This is a genomic window from Paenibacillus sp. FW104-T2, assembly GCF_058789975.1.
This window is the reverse complement of record NZ_JBYTCE010000017.1, coordinates 130810-151157: the sequence shown is the minus strand read 5'-3', so window position 1 is coordinate 151157 and position 20348 is coordinate 130810. Positions and strand designations below refer to the sequence as shown.

Sequence of the window (20348 nt, the reverse complement as noted above, 5' to 3'; positions counted from 1 at the left end):
GGTGGCACTTTTTGATTCAGTGTATAAGGAACCTGTATATTAAGGAAGAAAGAGGAACGTGTTTTAATTGCAATTCCACAGATAAGAATAAAGAGATTTTGAAACTGTAACCATTAATGTTACAATGAAGTGAGTGTGAATTTTGCACTAGAAAAATATGGCCAGCAACCCATTCGACGAGAGGAATGAATATAGATGAAACTTAGTGTACTCGAACATGGACATATCAATGAAGGACGCAGTGTGCAGGACACACTTCAGGAGACTGTGACGTTAGCGAAGCATGCCGATGAACTGGGGTACTCCAGGTTCTGGATGTCCGAGCATCATGGCGGCGGAGCATTGTCCTTCTCCAGTCCGGAGGTTATGATCGCTCATGTCGCAGCTCATACCGATCGGATTCGGGTTGGTTCCGGTGGTGTAATGCTGCCTCATTACAGCGCCTACAAAGTCGCGGAGAACTTCCGTCTGCTGGAGGCACTGCACCCTGGACGGATTGACCTCGGCATTGGCAGAGCGCCAGGCGGCATGCCGATTGCGAGCCGCGCTCTGAATGAGGGCAAGGCTTCCAATGTACAATTTTTCCCGCAGCAAATTGCTGACCTGGGCGGTTATTTCCACGAGCAGCTGCCAGAGGATCACCGTTTTGCATCCCTCGTAGCTGGACCATCTGTACCAACGGTACCTGAAGTATGGCTGCTGGGTTCCAGTTCGGAAGGTGCCCGGATTGCTGCAGCACAGGGGACATCCTATGCATTTGCACAGTTTTTCGGAACACCTGGCGGGGAAGAAGCGATGAAATACTATCGCAGACATTTCAAACCATCGATTCTGAATGACAAACCTCATTCCATGATTGCCGTAGCGGCCTTCTGTGCAGAGACGGAGGATGAAGCAGCGGAACTGGCCCGTAGTAATGAGCTGTTCTTTTTGCGCCTGGGCAGAGGATTAGAGCAGAGTTCATTTCCTTCGCTGGAAACTGTCCATAATTATCCTTATACAGCGATGGAAATGGAACAGATTCGCCAGCGCCGCTCCTTCTCCATTATTGGTACACCAGATCAGGTGAAGGACAAAATTACAGCTATGGCAGAACGTCATGAAGCAGACGAGGTCATTATTGCATCAGCTATTCATTCGTTTGATGCACGCCTGCGTTCTTTTGGTCTGATTGCTGAAGCTTTTGGTCTCAAGAAGGATTAGAGCCGGTTGAACGGGAATTTATATTCTAAGAGGTTGGAGTCCCGCCATGCGGGGCTTCAATTGTATTCTTGAGTAAGCAGAGAGGAGGAATTCACATTCGCAGATGTATCATAAGTGATATTCATGGCTGTTATGATGAATTCAATGCGCTGCTTCGTCAAGTGCATGTTGACCTCAATCAGGATGAACTGATTCTCCTTGGAGATTATGTGGACCGGGGACCGAAAAGTCGGCAGGTGGTTGAGCAGATTATGGAACTTAGGGAGAAGCATGGTGTAGTGGTGATCAAGGGTAATCATGATGCGATGATGGTCAAAGCTCTGATGAATGACGTGGAAGAGTATGATCTGCACTGGATTCGCAATGGCGGATTGCAGACACTGGGCAGTTATGTGGAGATTAATTTTGATGAGCAACAGATCGATTGGATTGCCTACACGGAAGCCAAGCAATGGATTCGCAGCCGATACGAGCATCACCTCCGTTTTCTGAGTGAACTCCCCCTTGTTCATGAAGTCCCCGGTTATATCTTTGTGCATGCCGGAATTAATCCGGATGTAAAGGACTGGCGCAGTCAGCCTGAACGGGACTTTATCTGGATTCGGGAGGCCTTTTACTCCAGGCCCACATCCATTCCGGATACGGTGGTATTCGGACACACACCAGTGAAAAACCTGCATGATTACGCAGATATCTGGTTTGATCCTAATGGTGACAAGATCGGCATAGATGGCGGATGTGCTTACGGTGAGCAATTGAACCTGCTTGAGATCGGTGAGGATGGCAATTTACAGACGTTTCATGTGAAAAGGGGAGAGACTGGAGAAGGCTCGGCAGAATAATATTTGCATTGCTTATCCAGGTTCCGTATGCTACTTTATATTTTTATGAAAGATACTTCATTATCAATCAATACATATCATAGAAGTCGAGGGGAATGAACCGAGTTTTGGCTATTTATAATCTGGATCAACTTCAGCACCACATCCTGCTCTGCAACGGTGGAACTTGCATGCGGAACGAAGGAGAGGAAGTCACTCAGGCTGTACGGGATGAAATTCTGAAGCAGCAGGCCGGTGGATTTATTCATACAACACGAACACGCTGTAACGGGCGGTGTGACGATGCTTGCGTGACGATCGTGTATCCGCAGGGAGACTGGTATGGTAAAATGACCCCGGAATCTGGCCGGGCATTGGTACAGGCTCTCTGTGATGGAGAGAAGCTGGAGAGTCACTTGATTGCGAACGTGGCTCAAACGGCCTCCGAATAATACTGCAGGGTTCCTCCCATGTCCACTAAAGAGGCAGACCCTGAGAACGAATTTCAACTCATTCGCTGTTAAGGGTTTGGAATTAAGTCTTATTGACGCTATAATCAGTAAGGTATGATTTGAATTATGATATGATTATTCTAATCACAATTGACGGAGGGCTATAAATATGGAAAAAGCATTAATCTTTGGTCACAAAAATCCCGACACGGATACGATCTGTTCTGCAATTGCGTATGCGGATCTCAAAACTAAACTGGGACAGGACGTTGAAGCTGTGCGTCTTGGTGAAGTGAACGGTGAAACCCAGTTTGCACTGGATCATTTCAAGGTGGAAGCTCCACGCCTGATCAAAACGGCTGCGAACGAAGTAAACAAGGTTATTCTGGTCGATCACAATGAGCGTCAGCAAAGTGTAAGTGATATTGAGGAAGTGACTGTAGCTGAAGTTATTGACCATCACCGTATCGCTAACTTTGAAACAAGCCAGCCTCTGTATTTCCGTGCAGAACCAGTAGGTTGCACAGCAACCATTTTGAATAAAATGTACAAAGAAAACGGCGTTGAAATTAGCGCACCGATTGCAGGACTGATGTTGTCCGCGATCATTTCGGATTCCCTGTTGTTCAAATCCCCAACTTGCACAGAGCAGGATGTAGCAGCAGCACGTGAGCTGGCTGCCATTGCGGGTGTAGATGCTGACAGCTACGGTTTGGACATGCTGAAAGCCGGCGCGGATCTGAGCCAGAAAACAATTGCAGAACTGATCTCCCTGGATGCCAAAGAGTTTGCCATGGGACAAGCCAAAGTGGAAATTGCACAAGTAAACGCCGTTGACGTTAACGATGTGCTTGTGAAACAACCTGAACTTGAAGCAGCTATCGAAGCGATTATTTCAAGTAAGGGTCTGGATCTGTTCCTATTCGTGGTAACGGACATTCTGAATAATGATTCCGTTGCACTGGCTTACGGTCAGTCTACCAAAGCGGTTGAACAAGCATACAATGTGACACTTTCCGATAGTAAGGCATTGCTGAAAGGCGTCGTATCTCGCAAATCGCAAATCGTCCCTGTTCTGACCGAAGCATTCAATAACCTGTAATTGAACCATCGGGCACGAACATAGCATTAGTCTGATCCAAGCCTGCTCTGATCTGTCATAGGTCAGGACGGGCTTTTGCCGTAAAGGAGGACAAACCATGATTAAGAACGAAAAGATCAAAGCATCCGAGGTTGAGCTGACTGGACTGAACGGCGAAGATCTCGGTATTATGTCCACAAAAGAAGCTTTGGCACTTGCCAAGCAGCATAAAGTGGATCTGGTATGCCTGTCCCTGATGACAAGCCCGCCACCCTGCAAACTCATCCGTGCCGGAGCAGCCATACAGGAAGCTCAGCAGGAGAAGAAAAAATCCAGCAAATCGCCGGACAAACGCAAGGTTAAGGAGATTCGTCTCAACTTGCAGATGGAAGACCATGACAGGGATACGAAACAAGCTCAGGCGGAACGTATCTTGAAAAAAGGTGACTCGGTTAAGCTGGTCATACAGGTTCACGGAAGCAAAGAAGGCGCCGCAGGTAAGGAGTGGGCTGAGCAGCTAAGCAAGTCGCTGGCTGAATATGGCACAAAAACAACAGGTATTCAGGTAAGTGGCAAGCAGGTTGTGGTCCAGTTGGACCCAAACACATAATAATAGGTTGATTTATGTGCTTGGCATGCGGAAGAATGGAAAGCCGTTAAGGTCTCCCAATAAGTTTATGCGAAGAAGCCCAATGAAAAGGCAGTGTATCTGTTTTCATTTGGGCTTTATTTATGTTGTGGTCAAAGTTTTTCTGTTCTTTGAATTCTCGTTAACCAAACGTTCAGCTTCATGTTCGGAGATACCGACTGCCGCCAATCCGTACATATAATTGTCCGGGTAACACAGGCGTACTTCCTGCAGGTGCGTTCAGATTACTATTTTCGGCAAATCGGGATAGATAATAAAAATCAGGATAAATCACATTATCCATCAAGTAGGCCGAAACTTGGCTTCCTGGAGTGCGGAATTGATTCAAAGTACGAATAATCTGTCCACCAGAGGCAATACCGATGCCATGACCATAATACAGATCTTCACGGAGCATGATCGTATTTTCCCCTTGCCACTCTGGCGTTTCGGAAGAGACATCCGGGTTTTTGAAATAAAGTACATCGCCGGGAAGTGCGTTATGGCTGCCGTTCTTCTCGGTTAAGCGCAGATCGCTGTCATAGTGCCAATCGAAGAGCAGTAAGTCCCGAAAGAGTGAATTGAAGGCCTCTTCACGAATACTTTCGAGCACCCCTCCGTACAGCACAATGACTGTTGCTGTTGCGCATTCAAATGCATACAGGGAACCATTACTCCAAATATCCCGAATGCCTTCAGCCGGAGTTACATTTGGTTTGAGTTCAAATCCGCCCTCGTTGTTGAGATTCCAGTAGGCGGGATTACATCTTGATTTCTCAAATGAAGCAAAGCTGACCCCGCTGGCATTCAATCCCTCAGCTGCATGAACCAGAGAGGCGCGAAGCTTCCATTCGAATTGCAGATGATCCATGGTCTGATAGGAATATAGGGTCGGTCTGTTCTGAAGCTGCTGTAACCAATGCCATTCAAAAGCAGACCACTGAGAAGGTACCAAATCTAGCGGTTGATTCGCAACGATGATCATACATGACAACCTCCGTTTCGTTAGATGTTTGGGCTTGTGTGAACGGAACCTCACGCGTATCTTTTCATTTATATGACGATTGGCACCCAGATTGTACTCTGTTTGAACAATCCCCGTGTAAAAGTGCACACAAAATGTCGATTCATGCAAAAGATTCAGTGGATATCGTTTAATCATTATCCTATTTGGGGTACTACTCTATAGATGAAGTTATGTACAGTACAGGCAGTTAATTACGAATAATATGGATTAGAAAATAATTTGAAAAAAGGAGGATAAGCGGTGTCGAATCCAATTACAGAGAGCCGCTCTCTGTTTGAGCAATTATACAAATATGCACCAATCGGCATTGCTGTTGCTTCGCATGTGAACGGACGTTGGCTCCAGCTTAATCCTGCGTTCTGTGAGATGCTGGGATTCAGTGAAGATGAGCTAATCGACTCACCGATTGTACATATGATCCATGATGTAGATCAGGAGATGGAGAGATTCAGGTCCAACTTCTGGGATATGACGAATGAGGTAAGCCAGATGTATGAGACGGAAGTCCGATTAAAGCATAAGGACGGTTCTCTTCTGTGGTCGAACATACGGGCCTGCATTGTTAGGGATGAGGAGAACAATAATCCTCTTTATTTGCTTGTACAGGCAGCGGATATTACGAGACAAAAGGAAGCGGAGCAGCACTTGATTGAACAGCGCAAACAGTTGGAAGAGAGCACCCGAATCTCTCGTATCCTTACGGAATCTTCTCTCGATCTTATTGCCATACATTGTGCTGATCAGGAACGTACCTTCAAGTATGTTTCACCGGCCAGTCTTGGGATGCTGGGGTACAAGCCTGAAGAAATCGTGGGTCAATCCGGACTGTTCTGCATTCATCCGAACGATATTCCGATCGTGGAGGCGTATGTTGCAGGACAGATGCAGGGTCTGGCACCAGACCGTATTAACTACCGCCTGCTGCATAAGGATGGTTCTGTCGTGTGGGCAGATACGATAACTCACTATATCTATGATCAGGACGGGAACCTGCAGGAGATGATTGCAGTGACCCGGGACATTACGGAAAGCAAAAAACAGGAGCAGAGTCTGCAGGAGTATCAATCACTCTTTGACTGTAACCCGCTAGGCGTTGCATCCCTTGATCTGGATGGAAATTTGCTGAAAGCAAATGCCGGCCAGGAACATTTGACGGGACATTCCAAGGAGGAACTGCTCAGCCAATCCTTTGATCATTTGATTGATCCGGTGGATCTGGCCAAAACCCGCTATCATTTTGAAGAGTCTGTCAAAGGAAAGGCCCAGAGTTATGAGATTGGGCTGATTCATCAGGACGGACGCCGAATTGAAACCAGAGTCATCAATGTTCCCATTATCCTCGAGGATCGAGTCGTTGGCGTGTATGGAATTACAAGTGATATCACCGAGTCCAAAAAATATGTGGAGGAGATCGAGAATCTAAGCTACGAACGTGCCCTGATTCTGAATGCGATGTCTGAAGGTGTCATTGGACTGGACCAGAACGGGAAATTGATATTTGCCAACCCCGCTGCAGCCGAGATGATGGGATTCTGTCCAACAGAAATGAATGGGGTGCACTTCGAGCATATCATTCTGCAAATGCAAAACGAGGCCATCCCTTATCCTTCCAATGAAACACCGATTGTAAAGGCTGTTCGTGAAGGCCGCAGCCTGCCTCGTTCGGAATCTGTCTTCTGGAGACAGGACGGCTCCAGTTTTCTTGCAGAATTCCAGCTGAAACCGATTATGGATCAAGGGAATACCCGCGGGGGTGTGCTGGTGTTCCGAGATATGACTTCGGTAAATGACATCATTCGTGCCAAGGAAGCAGCGGAACAGGCAGACCGTGCCAAATCCGAATTTCTTGCGATTATGAGTCATGAATTGCGCACACCGCTGAATGGAATCATGGGTATGGCTAATCTGTTAAAGGAAACAGAGCTTGATGCAGAGCAATCCGGATTCGCCGAGATTATCATCGATAGTGGGGAGTCGCTGCTCCATATTCTCAATGAAATACTGGATTTCAGCAAAATTGAGGCAGGTAAAATGGATCTGTCACGTGACGCAGTGGATATCCAGGAGATGCTGGCGGGTGTTGTGGAATTGTTTGCCCTGAAAGCGGCTGAAAAAAATATTGAGCTGTTTTGTGAAATGTCTGACCGGATTCCTGAACGTGTCAGAGGAGACGTGACCCGGATTCGTCAGATCCTGATCAATCTGGTGGGCAATGCAGTCAAATTTACGGAGAAGGGCAGCATTCAGATTCGTGTGGATGCTAATGTGGCGGACGATGGCGATCCGGACAAACTTCTGCTTTCTTTTGTCGTGAAAGATACGGGCATCGGCATCCCCGTGGACAAACAACATCAATTGTTCCAGTCCTTCTCCCAGCTTGATCCAGCCATTAATCGTAAGTATGGTGGAACCGGTCTTGGACTTGCGATCAGCAAAAAGCTGGTTGAACTCATGGATGGTGCCATTGGGGTGCATAGTGAAATGGGCAAGGGAGCAGAGTTCCATTTTACACTTCAGCTTGAGAAGTGGCAGGACGAGTCCGGCGACGGAATGGAAGCTGCAGATGATACTTGGGAAGATGATCAATCCCTATTGGCAGCCAATATTCGCATTTTAATAGCTGAGGATCAACCGGTGAACAGCCATCTGATGGAGGAGCTGCTCCGTAAGCTTGGCGGGGTCTGTGACATCGTTGAGAATGGAGAGGAAGCAGTGCGCGCACTGCAAAGGGAATCCTACGATATCGTATTCATGGATATTAAAATGCCTATCATGGACGGAATTGAAGCAACCTGCAAAATAAGACAAAGCCATCCCGAGATTCCGGTTATCGCAGCTATAACTGCATTTGCAGGGGCAAGTGATCGTGAAGCATGCCTGGAATGCGGAATGCAGGATTTTATCAGTAAACCGTTCAGTTCGTCCGAAATTACCCGTGTATTGCGCACTTGGGTACCTTATATCCGGGCTCATCGGTAAAATGCTGGATACCTGAAAGAGTGAGATGAAACCAAAAAACCTGCTCCCAGTTAAAGGGGCAGGTTTTTTTAGGTCTATAACCATAGTCCATGACCAAAAAGGATCAGGACCATCCTCCGATCAACCCGGAGAGGGTTACGCATTCATCATCTTCCAGTTCCGCAATCAATGTAAGTTCTTCCTGATCACTAGGATCAACAGAGAACAATTCGCGGCGTCCATCTTCGTGTTTAATAAGAACCAGTTGGTTGCCGCTTTTTGTATCAAACTGGTACTTAACTCCGATACCAGGCAGTGGGCATTCCCGGATATTCATGAAACCTGTCACCTCTTTAGCTATTCCATAATGTTAACCGTTCACACAGTACGGATGTATTCTACTATCCATAACACGGTTTGGCAAGTCAAACATCCAATTCTGCTCCAGTTTTCACATTAACCGGCTGAAGTTATCCTTTGCGGCGGCGTCTTGTCCGTTTGCGGCGGATGAAAAACCAGATGAGCAGGGAAGCCACGACAATTAAAGCGATGACTGCGGTAATGATAATGTTACGAATGTTGGGAACCTGTACCGTCAAATCCAGTGTATTCGAATTGAGGGGAGAAACGTGCCAGGTTAATGTCTTCCCCTGATCTTCAACCAGGTCCGCGTTGGAATCTTCAGCTTGGATGGGCAGACTCAATTTGAAATCGAAGTTCACATCTTTCAGCAGCAGATTTTTAAGGAAACTGGGCACCTTGTTGATCTGATCCTTAATCTCCCCATCAGGCATGGATTCCATCAGGTCAGCGGTAGCAGTAACATGGAATCTGGAAGTGAAGAAGCCTGGCTCCGTGGACTGCTCGACCTGGATGCCTTTTGGAAGCTTGGACAGATCGAAGCTGGCGGCGGTATTGCTTTTCTCATAATGGGTTGTTGCTGAGAGCTGCTTCCGTTCTCCGTCGTCCACGACCTCGGCTTGAAAGTTGTTTTTCTTCAGGGCTTCTTCGAGCATGGGCATCAGATTGTCCTGTCCAATCTTTCCGAGCGCGGATTCGTTTACGCCGAGGTTCAGTTCCAGATCGGTTGAACCATCCATGTTGACGGTCAGATGAGCTTCTCCATCGGCACACCCGGATAGAATAATCAGCATGAGGCTAAGCATAAATGTAAGAAATAGATGACGTAAGGGAATACGATTCGACGACATTGATTTCAACCTTTCTACGTAAGCGATTTGCATAAGTCCATGCTACATGCGGCATTCAAGCCATTAATTATTTATCATAGAGTTATAGTATACACCGGAAATATGACGGATGAAACTTCTGGCAGCTCATGCCGTCTGCAGGAAGTTCACTTTGAACTTTGAATGCCAATCCGACGGTTGTGCAATAATAGTTTATGTTAAAATTAAAGATGTCGTATTTTTGTCAATGTTAGGACAATTCAAAAGGCGCTTCACCGTGTAAACTGTAAATAGTATGTTGATCAATCGGATGCAGGGAGGGGTACATTCATGACATACATCATTATTCTAATTGCAGTAATGGTTGTGGGAATGATCGGAATGGGCTGGTTCTTTCAGATTCTTGACAAAGACAATAGCTAAAGCATAAATGACATGGACATGAGACAAGCCATAAGCTTGCTTCGCGCGTTTGCGAGGCAGGTTTATTTGTTTTGGCAAGATGTTATCCTGTTGTTCTTTGCAATACGTTACTTACATATAAGCTTGTACCTTACATAAGTGCGTAATATATATAACGAAAGGTGTCGCACAATTTGACCGATGGACAAATATTTTTCGTAAAGATGGGATTTTTAGGCTGCTCTTTTGTATAATAGGGATTAGTCCAACTCGGGATATTTCCCGAAATATGCCTAACAGGAAAGGGTGTACATAAATGAAATTTAGTGAATATACGTATACACGTCCCGATCTGGAAAAAATCAAAACATCTTTCCGTGAGCTGTTGAAAGGTTTCGAAGCTGCGGCTACGGTGGATGAGCAAAGCGGATTTATGGATCAGATTAACGCATTGCGAAGTGATTTTGAGACTATGGCGCAGCTGGTCTATATCCGTCACTCGATTGACACGAATGATACGTTCTACAAAGCTGAAAACGAATTTCTGGATGAAAGCTCCCCGATTATTCAAGAGTACATCACCGATTATTACCGGGCACTGGTGAATTCGAAATTCCGTGCAGAACTGGAGCAAAAATGGGGAACTCAGCTGTTTCAGCTGGCAGAACAGTCCTTGAAGACCTTCAGCCCGGACATTATCGAGGATCTTCAAAAAGAGAACAAGCTGTCCACGGAATACAATCAATTGATTGCTTCAGCAAAAATTCCGTTTGAAGGCGAAGAACGTACCTTGCCACAGCTGCATCCGTTTGAACTGTCTACAGATCGTTCCATGCGGGAACGCGCTTCGGAAGCAAGATATACGTTCATGGCTGAGCACGAAGCGGAATTTGACCGCATTTACGATGAGCTTGTAAAAGTACGTACGCAGATTGCCAAAAAATTAGGTTATCCTTCCTATGTGGAACTTGGTTATGATCGCATGAATCGTACCGATTATAACGCGGAGATGGTTGCCAATTTTAGAGCGCAGGTTCGTGATTATATTGTGCCTGTAGCTACGAAGCTCAGAGAGCGTCAGCGCAGCCGGATCGATGTAGATACGCTCTATTTTTATGACCAGGGCTTCAGCTTCAAGACAGGCAACCCGACTCCTAAAGGGGATCCGGACTGGATTATTGAGAATGGTAAAAAAATGTACGCTGAGCTGTCCCCTGAGACGGATACGTTCTTCCAGATGATGACGGAGAACGAACTGATGGATTTGGTTAGTAAAAAGGGCAAGCAGGGCGGTGGATATTGCACCTTCCTGAATGATTATAAAGTACCGTTTATTTTCTCGAACTTTAACGGTACATCCGGGGATATCGATGTCCTGACACACGAAGCCGGTCACGCGTTCCAAGTGTATGAAAGCCGTCACTTTGAGGTGCCGGAATACAACTGGCCGACTTATGAATCGGCAGAGATTCATTCCATGAGCATGGAATTTTTCACATGGCCGTGGATGGAATTGTTCTTCAAGGAAGATACGGACAAATACAAGTTTGATCACCTGTCCTCCGGTTTGCTCTTTATTCCTTATGGCGTTGCCGTGGATGAATTCCAGCATTTCGTCTATGCCAACCCGGATGCAACACCGACTGAGCGTAAACAGGCATGGCGCAATATTGAGAAAACGTACCTGCCACACATCAACTACAAGGATAATGCCTATCTGGAGCAAGGTGGATTCTGGCATAAGCAGGGGCACATTTTCTCCTCGCCGTTCTATTACATCGATTACACGCTGGCTCAGATCTGTGCCTTCCAGTTCTGGAAACGCAGTAACGAGGATATGAAGTCTGCATGGGCCGACTATCTGACCCTGTGTAAAGCGGGAGGAAGCCTCTCCTTCACAGGATTGGTTGAACTGGCTGGTCTTAATTCCCCGTTTGAGGATGGCTGTGTCTCTTCTGTAATCGGTGATATTGAAGCATGGCTGGATGGGGTAGACGATAAAGCGCTGTAAGAAAGTTTTCTGCAAACAGATACCAATCGTTCCATACCATGTTGATGGTAAATGATAGGATGACAACATTCGTAAAAAGCGGCTTTGAAACCTCTGGGTTCAGGCCGTTTTTTTTGCGTGCAGTTATAACTTGTGAAAGTAAAAAGGAAGGAGCGGGCGAAGGGCAAGGAAAGCACAAGGTGTATGAAAGTGTAACATTTTTGCACTGAATGTGATTTATTTCACTATATCTGAAAACGGATTCAGTTACAATAATGACAGTAAATCAGGGGTTACAGGAGGCTGGTTCAGATGGCAACACATGCTTATTATGTTCCGCCCGTGAACTTGATGGGCAGGGGATGTTTACAGGAAACAGGCAAGATGATTCAGGACATGGATATTCGCAAAGCACTGGTTGTCAGCGATCGGCAGCTGATCTCTTCCGGTGTAGCTGAGCAAGTACTGTCTATATTAAGAAAATCAGGGCTAGACTACGTGGTATATGATGAAGTACAACCAAATCCTACGTGTCAAAATGTGCATGATGGTCTCAAAGTGTATCAGGAACATGACTGTGATGCCATTATATCGATCGGCGGAGGTTCACCTCAGGACGCAGCGAAAGCCATCGGCATTGTCGCTACCAATGGTGGACATATTCGGGACTACGAAGGATTGCATCAATCGCATCATAAGTCTGTACCGCTTGTTGCGATCAATACGACTGCCGTTACATCGAGTGAGGTGACCATTAATTACGTGATTACGGATGAGGAACGCAAGGTGAAAATGGTAATGGTGGATCGAAACAGTCTGGTCTCTCTGTCAGTGAACGATCCGGAATTGATGCTCAGCAAGCCAGCCAGTCTGACAGCTGCAACAGGCATGGATGCTCTGACCCATGCGGTGGAAGCGATGGTGACGCCTGGCGGATTCACAGTGACCAGTGCGACAGCTGCAGCAGCGGTTGAACTGATTTTTGAGTATTTGCCACGAGCGGTCAGAGACGGGAGCGACCTTGAAGCCAGGGAGCACATGACCTATGCCTGCTTCTTGGGAGGAATGGCTTTTAATAATGCGGGTCTCGGCTATGTGCATGCCATGGCACATCAGCTTGGAGGTGTGTACGATCTGCCGCACGGCGTATGTAACGCCATGCTGCTCCCTTATGTGGAGGAGATGAACGCAAAGCATGTGCCCGGCAAATTCCGACATATCGCCAAAGCCATTGGCATGAATGTGAAGGATAAGAGTGATGAAGAGTGCTCCAGGTATGTCATTGACGCTATTCGCCAGCTCTCCAGGGAAGTGGGCATTCCCGAGAAATTGTCCGAGCTGGGCGTGTCGGATCCTGATCTCGAGCTGCTTACAGATAATGCGATAAAAGACGCCTGTGCCCCCGGTAATCCGTATCAGCCTTCGAGAGAAGAAGTGATGGAGCTTTTTCGCAAAATTATATAGATACGAGTACAACACGATGAACAGTATTTTTTCACAAACGATAAATGAGCTGGCGATGAGCCGGGCACAGTCCTGGCTTTTTGTCATGCCCCAAGGTGAGAATTACTTATTTTTCCATTTTAATCAATCGTACAAAAGCAAAAGGATTTTGAATCCCTACAGCGAATACAATAATCTAATCACAGCAGCATCAAAAAGGAGTGATGTCAGCCTGAACTTTTGTCTTACGTTATCCAGCAAGATTCCCCAGCCCGTTTCGTGTTTAATGTTAATTAGGGATAGTGGATTGCATTTCTCACGGGGTACATCTTAATTTCAATTCCACCAATCACCTCTGCACGGCAAGTCAAGGCTACTCTGTAATGATCATCCTACTCAGACATAACAATGAATTACGTTTCGCTACAGTCTCGGGCGAGATTGCGATATCAATGCATATGGTTTGTCTGTACAGCGTGCTCCTAATCATGACAACAGCGTCCAAACAACAGAATATGGATTATGGGCTCTGAAATGTACCAGAAAGAATGCGCGTGGAGGAGGCTGTAATGATGGCAAAAAAAGAAGTTGTAGCGATGCTGCTCGCAGGAGGGCAAGGCAAAAGGTTAAAAGGGTTGACCAAATCACTGGCGAAGCCGGCTGTATATTTTGGCGGGACATACCGAATTATTGATTTTCCTCTAAGCAACTGCTCCAATTCAGGCATTGATACGGTTGGTGTACTGACACAATACGAACCTCTGGTACTGCACTCCTACATCGGCATCGGCAGCGATTGGGATTTGGACCGCAAAAACGGCGGGGTATACGTTCTTCCTCCGCATGAGCGTGAAGACGGGAGTAACTGGTACCGAGGCACGGCAGATGCGATTTACCGCAACCTGAATTTTATTGAACAATTCGATCCAGAGCATGTACTTATCCTTTCAGGGGACCACATTTACAAAATGGATTATGAAAAAATGCTCAGGTATCACAAGGAAAAGGACGCGGATTGCACCATATCGGTTATTGATGTGCCGCTCGAAGAAGCCAGCCGGTTTGGGCTGCTTAACACCCACGATGATTACCGCATCTACGAATTCGAAGAAAAGCCTCCTGAACCCAAAAGCACACTTGCTTCCATGGGTATCTATCTCTTCAAGTGGGATGTACTGAAACGTTTCCTGATCCAGGACGAACAACAGGCATCCACCTCATACGACTTTGGCAAAGATATCATTCCCTTACTGCTTGAAAATGAAAAATCCTTATACGCTTATCCTTTTGAAGGCTATTGGAAAGACGTAGGTACCATCCGCAGTTTGTGGGAGTCCAACATGGATCTGCTGGATGAGGAAACACCACTCAACCTGAATGATCCCAATTGGCGCATTTACACCCGCAATCCGAATCAGCCGGCACAGTATATCTCACCTGCAGCCAAGGTACGGAATTGCATTATAAGTGAAGGCAGTATCGTACATGGAGAGGTTAACCACTCCATACTGTTCTACGGGGTGGAGGTTGGAGAGCACAGTTCCGTCATTGATTCTGTCGTCATGCCACGGGTGAAGATCGGGAAGAATGTGCACATTCACAGAGTGATCATTGCGGAAGGGCTGGTCATTCCGGATGGAGCCTACTTATCCCCTGCGCCTGAGGATGAAAGTGACGTATTGCTTGTGGACCATGAAGAATTGGAACGTCAGCTTCAACAGGGAATGGCAACTAAAGTCTAATCTGAGCCCAAAGGACGGTGCATGCGATGAAACCATTAATCGGTGTTATTAACCTTGATCATGAACTTGAAGAATTGAAGGAATTGACGTACTTTCGCTGCGGAGCCGCGGTCCCTTACGCTGGGCGTTACCGTCTAATTGATTTTGTATTATCCAATATGATGAATGCGGGCATAGAGAGTATTGGGGTGTTTGTTCGCCGCAAATACCGTTCGTTAATGGATCACTTGAGTGACGGCAAACCCTGGGATCTGGATCGCAAACATGGAGGCATGTTCATCTTGCCGCCGGACTGGAATGATCCAACGGATACGTCACAAGGGGATTTGCAGCATTTTCACAACAATCTCGATTTCTTTCACCGCGGTTCGGGTGAATATGTGGTTCATGCCGGCAGTCGGCATGTGACCAAGGTAGATCTGCAGGATGCCTATCAATATCATGTCAATAAGGGAGCAGACGTGACGCTGATTTGCAAAAGAGTGGACCAACTGCTGCCTGAGCACGATGCCTGTGTCAAAGTTGAACATGACGGGAACGGTAATGTGGTGGACATTCACCAAAGCGCCGATCACCCGAATATATATACAGAAATTTTCATCATGAAAAAGGAGTTGTTCCTGCGTCAGGTTCAGCGCTGCATTGATCATGGCGAGAGCCATTTCTTCCGTGATGTTATTCAGAAAAATCCGGATGGTTTAAATATTGCCTCATATGCTTATGAAGGCTACCATGCCGTGATTAATTCCATTGACAGTTATTATCGCAACAGTATGGAGCTGCTGAATACGGGGCTGTATGATCAACTTTTCAGAGAAGAACCCGTGCAGACCAAGATTAAATACGAGGCACCTGCGAAATACCTCGACACGGCCGAGGTCAAACATTCCCTGCTTGCCAATGGATGTATTGTGGGCGGAGAAGTGGAGAACAGCATTTTGTTCAGGGGTGTGCAGGTAGCGAAGGGAGCCAGAATTAAAGGCTCAATTATCATGCAGAAATGTTACATCGGTGAAGATGCGGTACTGGAGAATGTCATTCTGGACAAAGACGTGAAACTGACTGGTGGACAGACGCTCATAGGGGACCCGTCGAACCCGTATATCTTGGCGAAAAGTACTATTATCTAATACCTGCTGTTAACCGATATCATCTATAAATAAAATAAAAATTCTGAAGGATGGTTATACGCGAAATTGCCATGCTCAAGCAGGAAGAGCAGAAGTAGTGAAGGGGACGAAGTCGATTCTGGAGAAGCAAAGCGTTCGCATTTATCCCTGGATTTTCACCTTATTATAAAGTTGAAAAAATCCAGGGATAACGGCGATCGGAAGAACGATTCGTAACCGGAACGGGCACTTGCTGGATTTGAGCAGTGAAGCGTATGAAATAAACCATCCTACAGAATTTCACCGGGAGGAACCTGCTTTTGTTTGACAACAAGGAAACATTCAAGAGTATATTTGGGCGGAATCTGGTCAGCAAATTGGGCAAACCACTTGAAGAAGCCACGAACGAAGACGTCTATCACGTTCTGGGCAGCATGATTCGCGAGTATGCGGGCCAGGACTGGGCAGCGTCGAATCAGGGATTCAAGCAGCGCCAGGATAAACAGGTATATTACTTCTCGCTGGAATTCCTGATTGGACGTCTGCTGGGCAACAATTTGTTGAACGTGAATGAACTGGAACTGGTTCGCGACAGTCTCGCCGAGTTGGGCTTCTCATTGGAGGACATTGAGGAACAGGAATCGGATGCCGGCCTGGGAAATGGCGGATTGGGCCGTTTGGCTGCGTGCTTTCTGGACTCGCTCGCATCCCTCGGATACGCTGGCCATGGCTGTGGTATCCGGTACAAATACGGATTGTTTGAGCAAAAAATCATCGGTGGCAATCAGGTAGAGCTTCCGGACAACTGGCTCGATAAGGGCAATGAATGGGAAGTAAGACGCCCGGACAAAAAGGTCGAGGTTCAGTTCTGGGGCCGGGTAGAGGCCTACGAGCAGGACGGACATTATCATTTTGTGACCAAGGATGCGGAATCCGTTGTTGCGGTACCCTACGATATTCCGGTTCTTGGATACGGTCAGCCGCACGTGAATACGCTTCGCCTGTGGAGTGCAGAGCCGAAGAGGGAAACCTCGATGGATACCCCTTCGAACTATTACGGTTACCTGGATTACAGTCGGTCAGTGGAGTCGATTTCCGAGTTTCTATACCCGGACGATTCCCAGTACGAGGGCAAGCTGCTTCGCTTGAAACAGCAATACTTCATGTGCTCTGCTGGCGTGCAGAGTGCATTGCGTACGTTTAACAAGCTGGAACTCTCATATGACCGGTTACCAGACAAGGTGGCATTCCACATCAATGATACCCATCCGACGCTGGTCATTCCGGAATTGATGCGCATTCTCATTGATGTGAAGGGTTATGGTTGGGATGAAGCATGGGATATTACAACGCGTACCGTCTCTTATACCAATCATACGACGCTGAGTGAGGCACTGGAAAAATGGCCGGTGTCCATGATCAGCAAGCTGCTGCCACGCATTTATATGATCATTGAAGAGATAAACAAGCGATTCTGCGGCATGCTTCTGGATCGTTATCCGGGAGAACAGGAGCGTATTCAGCATTTGGCTATCATTGCGAACGATCAGGTTCGTATGGCACATCTGGCGATTGTCGGCAGTCACAGCATTAATGGTGTCGCTGCATTGCATACCGAAATCTTGAAGGAGCGGGAGATGGCGCCGTTCTATGCCTTGTATCCAGAGCGTTTTAACAACAAAACGAACGGGATAACACATCGTCGCTGGTTAATGCATGCGAATCCCAAACTGTCCAATCTGATTACCGATACGATCGGTAGTGAATGGATGACAGAGCCAGGCAGATTGAATGAACTCGCCGAATTTGCAGACGACGCATCATTCCAGCAGCAGTTAAGGTCCATTAAACACGAAAATAAGGAACGGCTCGCGGCATACATTTTGGATCATACCGGAACGCCGGTTAATCCGGATTCCATTTTTGATGTACAGGTGAAAAGGCTGCATGGCTACAAGCGCCAGCTTCTGAACATTTTACATGTCATGCACCTGTATAACCGTCTTAAGAATGACTCGTCATTCGATATCGTTCCACGTACATTCATCTTTGGAGCGAAGGCTGCACCAAGTTATTATTTTGCGAAGAAAATCATCAAGCTGATCAATACGGTCGCGGATACCGTGAACAAGGATAAGGCGGTAAATGACCGGCTGAAGGTATTTTTCCTCGAAAACTATTCCGTCTCTCTGGCCGAAAAAATTATTCCGGCCGCGGACGTCAGTGAACAGATCTCCACTGCAGGGAAGGAAGCTTCAGGTACGGGCAATATGAAGTTTATGATGAACGGTGCGTTAACCATTGGTACGATGGATGGGGCTAATGTGGAAATGGCTGAGCAGGTTGGAGAAGAGAATATGTTTATCTTCGGTCTGCGAGCGGATGAAGTGCTGGATTATTATCGTTCAGGCAGCTATCGTCCTAACGAAATTGTACAGCAGGATGAACGCATTCGCGAAGTGGTAGAACAGCTCGTTCATCCAGGACCGTTCTGTTGTCGGGAAGGCGAATTCTGGGATATCTATGATTCCTTGCTGGCACATGGAGATGAGTATTTTGTACTGCGTGACTTTGCTGCTTATGCCGATGCCCACGCGGCCATTGATAAGGCTTATCGGGATGTGCCCGGCTGGTCACATAAAACGATTCTGAATACGGCTCAATCCGGTATCTTCTCCAGTGACCGTACCATTAGCGAATATGCTACTGATATCTGGGGAATTCATCCGGTTTCGGGACACTGGAAAGGCTGAGGTAAATAAGTCAGGAGATGAAGTCCCCTTGATGCAAGGGGACTTTGTTGTGTTATTTTTATTGGAAAAGAGTTTAATACCGCACGCAATATCAAAAAAATAAACCTCCGTTAAGCGATAATCAAATCAAGAGGACAGCATTCATCTCTATTTTTATGAAGAAAGGGAAATTATTCGTTATGGATCATTACTCACAAATACAACGGGCTATTGGGTATCTTGAGGAGCATTTGCAAGATGAATTCAACATGAGGCAGGCATCGGCAGCAGCGGGTTTTTCCGCGTTTCATTTTCAGCGTTTATTCCAGGCGATCACCGGGTTTACCGTGCTTGAATATGTGCGTAAGCGCAGACTGACGGAAGCAGCTCGGCAATTGCTGGACTCGGCAGATGGCATCCTCCATGTGGCCCTGAAGTGGGGATATCATTCACAGGAAGCTTTCACCAGAGCATTCACTGCCCATTGGGGGACGACACCGGCCCGCTTTCGCAAGCTGAATGAGCTGCCCGCTTCTGCAAAGATTCAGCAGAGTATTGACTTTAACGACTATCGTACCCGGCTGGGAGGAGAGTTTATTATGAACAAACCACGCCTTGTGACCATGGAGGCCATCCAAATCATAGGTTACGCGTACCACACGAATTTGAATAACGACCAGCACTATAACGAAATTCCGGGATTCTATCATGATTTTGGTTCAGAACAGAAATTTATGAATATCCCTGAACGAGCACGTCCTGATTTGGCCTATGGTGTCGCCTGTCAATTTGAGGATGATGGTGCATTCACATTTCTTGTTGGTGAGGAAACTTCATCTGACAAGGCACTACTTCAACCAGGTTATACAGCATTTGAGATCCCGGGGGGATTGTACGCCGAATTCACAGTGGATGGTTCCGCACAGGATATCCGCAAGATGATTTATGGCAGCTGGCTGCCCCAATCCAACTATGAACGCAGGGAAGGTCCTGATTTTGAGATAACCGATGTGTGGAAATCCACCCCTGAGCAGTTGGACATGAAGATCTATATTCCGGTAAAATAAGGGAGCCGCGCTGCGGTAATCATTCCCGGAGGATACTGGTACATGCAAATAGGTAGGGGAATATACAAGCCCTGGGTCGTGGTCTTGGTTGCCGTTTTTGCAATAGCATACATATGGATCATGGGGAATTTGTTATTTATCCATGGAAGGGTCTCAGGGGAGCGTTATCAGTACAATCTGGTTCCGCTCGAGACGATCGGACCCTTGTTAGTAGAGAGGGAAAGATACGGTACGGAGGCCTGGGTAAAAAACCTGTTCGGTAATATCGTATTGTTTATTCCACTGGGCATATGGATTCCCTGGTTGTTCCGTTCAAGCCGAACGGGGTTGAAATTTACACGGACCGTTATTTTGCTGCTGCTTGCCGTTGAATTGGCGCAACTGGTTTTACGTGTGGGTTCGTTTGACGTGGATGATATCATCCTCAATACCCTAGGTGCCTGGATCGGTTATACTGCATTCCGTCTGTTTGTACAGTTCATAAAGACATGAAGATCAGAATA

16 protein-coding genes are annotated in these 20348 nt (G+C 46.7%); 13 read left to right on the top strand and 3 right to left on the bottom strand.

Annotated features, from left to right (window positions below; genetic code table 11):
• Positions 1-195 precede the first annotated feature (195 nt).
• The 5 genes from AC3WQ3_RS20615 (at position 196) to infC (ending at position 4167) form a co-directional block, all read left to right on the top strand.
• Positions 196-1203, top strand: a complete 1008-nt coding sequence (locus AC3WQ3_RS20615) for an LLM class flavin-dependent oxidoreductase (protein ID WP_492473340.1) — start codon at positions 196-198, stop codon at positions 1201-1203.
• A 68-nt stretch (positions 1204-1271) separates the two neighbouring features.
• Positions 1272-2045 carry a metallophosphoesterase family protein gene (locus AC3WQ3_RS20610; RefSeq protein WP_492473339.1) on the top strand — a complete coding sequence of 258 codons (774 nt, stop codon included), beginning with the start codon at positions 1272-1274 and terminating at the stop codon, positions 2043-2045.
• Between the two features lie 107 nt (positions 2046-2152).
• A complete protein-coding gene (locus AC3WQ3_RS20605) occupies positions 2153-2476 on the top strand; it encodes a (2Fe-2S) ferredoxin domain-containing protein (RefSeq protein WP_492473346.1) in 324 nt (107 codons plus the stop codon).
• A 169-nt stretch (positions 2477-2645) separates the two neighbouring features.
• Complete coding sequence (locus AC3WQ3_RS20600; RefSeq protein WP_127536116.1) at positions 2646-3578, top strand: manganese-dependent inorganic pyrophosphatase; 933 nt, start codon at positions 2646-2648, stop codon at positions 3576-3578.
• Between the two features lie 97 nt (positions 3579-3675).
• Positions 3676-4167, top strand: coding sequence for a translation initiation factor IF-3 (gene infC / locus AC3WQ3_RS20595; RefSeq protein WP_336779751.1), 492 nt, complete (start codon positions 3676-3678; stop codon positions 4165-4167).
• A 178-nt stretch (positions 4168-4345) separates the two neighbouring features.
• On the opposite strand, the gene AC3WQ3_RS20590 is transcribed toward infC, so the two are convergent.
• Complete coding sequence (locus tag AC3WQ3_RS20590) at positions 4346-5170, bottom strand: protein-glutamine gamma-glutamyltransferase (RefSeq protein ID WP_492473337.1); 825 nt, start codon at positions 5168-5170, stop codon at positions 4346-4348.
• A 282-nt stretch (positions 5171-5452) separates the two neighbouring features.
• Here AC3WQ3_RS20590 and AC3WQ3_RS20585 point away from each other — a divergent pair, with 282 nt between their 5' ends.
• Positions 5453-8191, top strand: a complete 2739-nt coding sequence (locus AC3WQ3_RS20585) for a PAS domain-containing hybrid sensor histidine kinase/response regulator (RefSeq protein WP_492473336.1) — start codon at positions 5453-5455, stop codon at positions 8189-8191.
• A 103-nt stretch (positions 8192-8294) separates the two neighbouring features.
• On the opposite strand, the gene AC3WQ3_RS20580 is transcribed toward AC3WQ3_RS20585, so the two are convergent.
• Positions 8295-8507 (bottom strand): cation:proton antiporter regulatory subunit, encoded by a 213-nt coding sequence (locus AC3WQ3_RS20580; RefSeq protein ID WP_127536112.1) that lies wholly within the window; start codon positions 8505-8507, stop codon positions 8295-8297.
• Between the two features lie 133 nt (positions 8508-8640).
• Positions 8641-9381: a hypothetical protein gene (locus AC3WQ3_RS20575; protein ID WP_492473335.1), complete on the bottom strand. Its 741-nt coding sequence runs from the start codon at positions 9379-9381 to the stop codon at positions 8641-8643.
• Positions 9382-10078: 697 nt separating this feature from the next.
• Between AC3WQ3_RS20575 and AC3WQ3_RS20570 the strand changes: the two genes are divergently transcribed.
• The 7 genes from AC3WQ3_RS20570 to AC3WQ3_RS20540 all read left to right on the top strand — a co-directional run bounded on the left by AC3WQ3_RS20570 (position 10079) and on the right by AC3WQ3_RS20540 (position 20337).
• Entirely contained in the window at positions 10079-11773 is a 1695-nt protein-coding gene (locus AC3WQ3_RS20570; RefSeq protein WP_492473334.1) for a M3 family oligoendopeptidase, read from the top strand.
• A 291-nt stretch (positions 11774-12064) separates the two neighbouring features.
• Positions 12065-13216: an iron-containing alcohol dehydrogenase gene (locus AC3WQ3_RS20565; protein ID WP_492473333.1), complete on the top strand. Its 1152-nt coding sequence runs from the start codon at positions 12065-12067 to the stop codon at positions 13214-13216.
• Positions 13217-13767: 551 nt separating this feature from the next.
• On the top strand, positions 13768-14937 hold the full coding sequence (locus AC3WQ3_RS20560; protein WP_492473332.1) for a glucose-1-phosphate adenylyltransferase: 1170 nt from the start codon (positions 13768-13770) through the stop codon (positions 14935-14937).
• A gap of 26 nt (positions 14938-14963) precedes the next feature.
• A complete protein-coding gene (gene glgD / locus AC3WQ3_RS20555) occupies positions 14964-16067 on the top strand; it encodes a glucose-1-phosphate adenylyltransferase subunit GlgD (RefSeq protein WP_492473331.1) in 1104 nt (367 codons plus the stop codon).
• Positions 16068-16366: 299 nt separating this feature from the next.
• Complete coding sequence (locus AC3WQ3_RS20550) at positions 16367-18799, top strand: glycogen/starch/alpha-glucan phosphorylase (protein WP_492473330.1); 2433 nt, start codon at positions 16367-16369, stop codon at positions 18797-18799.
• Between the two features lie 179 nt (positions 18800-18978).
• Positions 18979-19845 carry an AraC family transcriptional regulator gene (locus tag AC3WQ3_RS20545; protein WP_492473345.1) on the top strand — a complete coding sequence of 289 codons (867 nt, stop codon included), beginning with the start codon at positions 18979-18981 and terminating at the stop codon, positions 19843-19845.
• A 42-nt stretch (positions 19846-19887) separates the two neighbouring features.
• Positions 19888-20337: a VanZ family protein gene (locus AC3WQ3_RS20540; RefSeq protein WP_336779758.1), complete on the top strand. Its 450-nt coding sequence runs from the start codon at positions 19888-19890 to the stop codon at positions 20335-20337.
• The last annotated feature ends 11 nt before the right edge of the window (positions 20338-20348 follow it).